Raw genomic sequence first — 2193 nt, 5'->3', positions numbered from 1 at the left:
AATTCTTCCGGAGTCGGTTCAGGTTCTGGAGTGGGCTGCATGTGCCAACACTCCAACGGGGTTGCATCCGGATGTTCGTTGTGGTACTGTTCCTGTTCTTCTGAGAGCGGAAGATAAGCCCCAACCTCATAATCGTCTATATCTGTACTTATGAGATAGGAATCAGGAAGTTTTACTTTCGTTTTCCAAAAATTAATGTCTTTATGAATGTATATCATATTGCTATTCTTAATTGTGATAATATAAACAAATTATACCCTGTCCTCCTTTTCCTCCTTTACGTGACAGACTACCACCTCCTCCGCCACCAGCTCCAATGCCACCATTTCCGCCATTCGTAGGATTGCTTGACCCTGAATTTCCACCATTTCCACCTGATTCAAGACCTGCCGCCCCACCACCTGCTCCAGATCCATCCGAACCAGATCCGTTCGAGCCTTTCCCCGAAGTTCCACCTCCTCCAAATAGGCCAATAGGAATAAGTACATTGTTATATTTATATCCTGTACCACCTTGATAAGATTGACTATTTCCACCTTTATAACCGCCCATACCATCTGCATTACTTACACTGTTTCCACCGGTCATTCCTGACGATGAATTTCCATTACCCGACATAGATGCGCCTGAACCACCAGCATAACCGTAAGAACCATTCCAATAACCAGGAGAGCCTCCACCATTATTACAAATCGCGATATCGGAAGATGGGTTTTCTACCAACTTTGATAGAATGGTATATATACTGTCTGGTATTTTAGAGCCATTACCAAGCCCTCCTGCTCCCTCACTATTACCTCTTTGCCCTCCAGCACAGATTATCGTATCCCCGTTTATTTCAAGAGTTGTACTATCCCCATCAGTTTGTGCATTTACAGGCTTTGCAATTTTACAAGTCAAAGTTTTCGGTAGCAAAGAGATTTTTATATTACGAGCAAATGCTATTGTTCCAGAAGCTCCACCGCCACCACTGTTTGTGCCACCTCCGCCGCCACCTCCAACGATTAGCAAATCCACAAACTTATATTTTTTCTCTATTATATAATTCTGTTGGATACCTAAAGGACTTACCAGCTTTACCAATTTAGGCACTGTATTATATAGATTACCTGATATCAATCTACGTTTCATCTCTTCCTGTTTTGAATTATACCCTAATTACTATTATCCCGTGTTCTTTCTTCAAGGATACACCTGTCGGTTTCCCGTTCGGTAACGTTACACTTGATTCCTCGGACTGCCAGCCAGAACCATTAGGGACCGGTTGGTCAAAGTCCGACCCGGAACTGTTCAAGATCGACAGATAGAATTCCTGCATTTCCGGTACGCTGGCGATATCGGCAAAGTTGATCGCTTGCGGGGATTTGCTTGTGTATTTGAAGCGAAGGTTATACGGTGATGACGGAAGAGCCGCCAGAGACTCGACATCGACATACTCTTTCAACCTCAAAGAGTCCGATACCTTCGTTTTCTCTTCATTGCTGTAATTATTGTCGGTATGGACATAAGCAGCGTCCTTGACCGTATGGTCGTCATTCTGTAACTGGGATAGCCTTGTCGGAATCGCCTGCTGGACGTTTGTGATGCTCTGGTTCAGCCCGGCAATGATCCCTTGCAACGTCTGTGTGTCCTCTACGTTGGCAAGAAAAGCGATGATCTCGTTAAATGACTCGATGGCACTCGATGCGTCACCCGAAACGAGCGTGTTGACCTGCTGCTGCAAGGCTGTCAGCGCGTTCCTGATTTCCGTGTCGTCGTAGCTTTCCCCGTCCTGTCCTTCGGCTACCACACCCGTATCCTCTTCGCCTATTTTCCAATGCTTGGTTTCCGGATCGATCGAAGGAACCGGGGCATCGTTTCCCCGAAGGTTCGGGGTGTCAAACTTACCTTCAGCCGTCGTGATCGTCAGGATATAGGTCGTGGCATCATTCGTTTTAACTGTGACCTTAACCTCCTGCATGACGGCCGGCAACTGGGCAAACGTATGAACGCCATCAGCCAGCTTCATGTTGAATTTACCGTTTTCCAAACGTTCAAATAACCAGACTGATGTAGGGTAGACGGTTGCGTTATCGGCCCATTCAGCCGTCGTCAGTTCGATCTGTTGATAAATAAATGCACCTTTCTTACTCATTGCTTAAATATCCTTGTTTTATCGTTCGTACTGATTCATTGTAATAATTGGCTCCTGTC

2 protein-coding genes and 1 pseudogene are annotated in these 2193 nt (G+C 45.6%); all 3 read right to left on the bottom strand.

The features are described 5' to 3' along the window. Positions 1–218: pseudogene (locus BHV83_RS00415) on the bottom strand (hypothetical protein); the annotation flags it as partial. 10 nt (positions 219–228) lie between these two features. Beyond that, positions 229–1131, bottom strand: a complete 903-nt coding sequence (locus BHV83_RS00410; RefSeq protein WP_005649144.1) for a hypothetical protein — start codon at positions 1129–1131, stop codon at positions 229–231. Between the two features lie 16 nt (positions 1132–1147). Then, on the bottom strand, positions 1148–2134 hold the full coding sequence (locus BHV83_RS00405) for a hypothetical protein (protein WP_286755275.1): 987 nt from the start codon (positions 2132–2134) through the stop codon (positions 1148–1150). Positions 2135–2193 lie beyond the last annotated feature (59 nt).

Source organism: Parabacteroides sp. merdae-related_45_40, from assembly GCF_001915675.1.
This window is presented reverse-complemented; position numbering and strand designations above follow the sequence as displayed.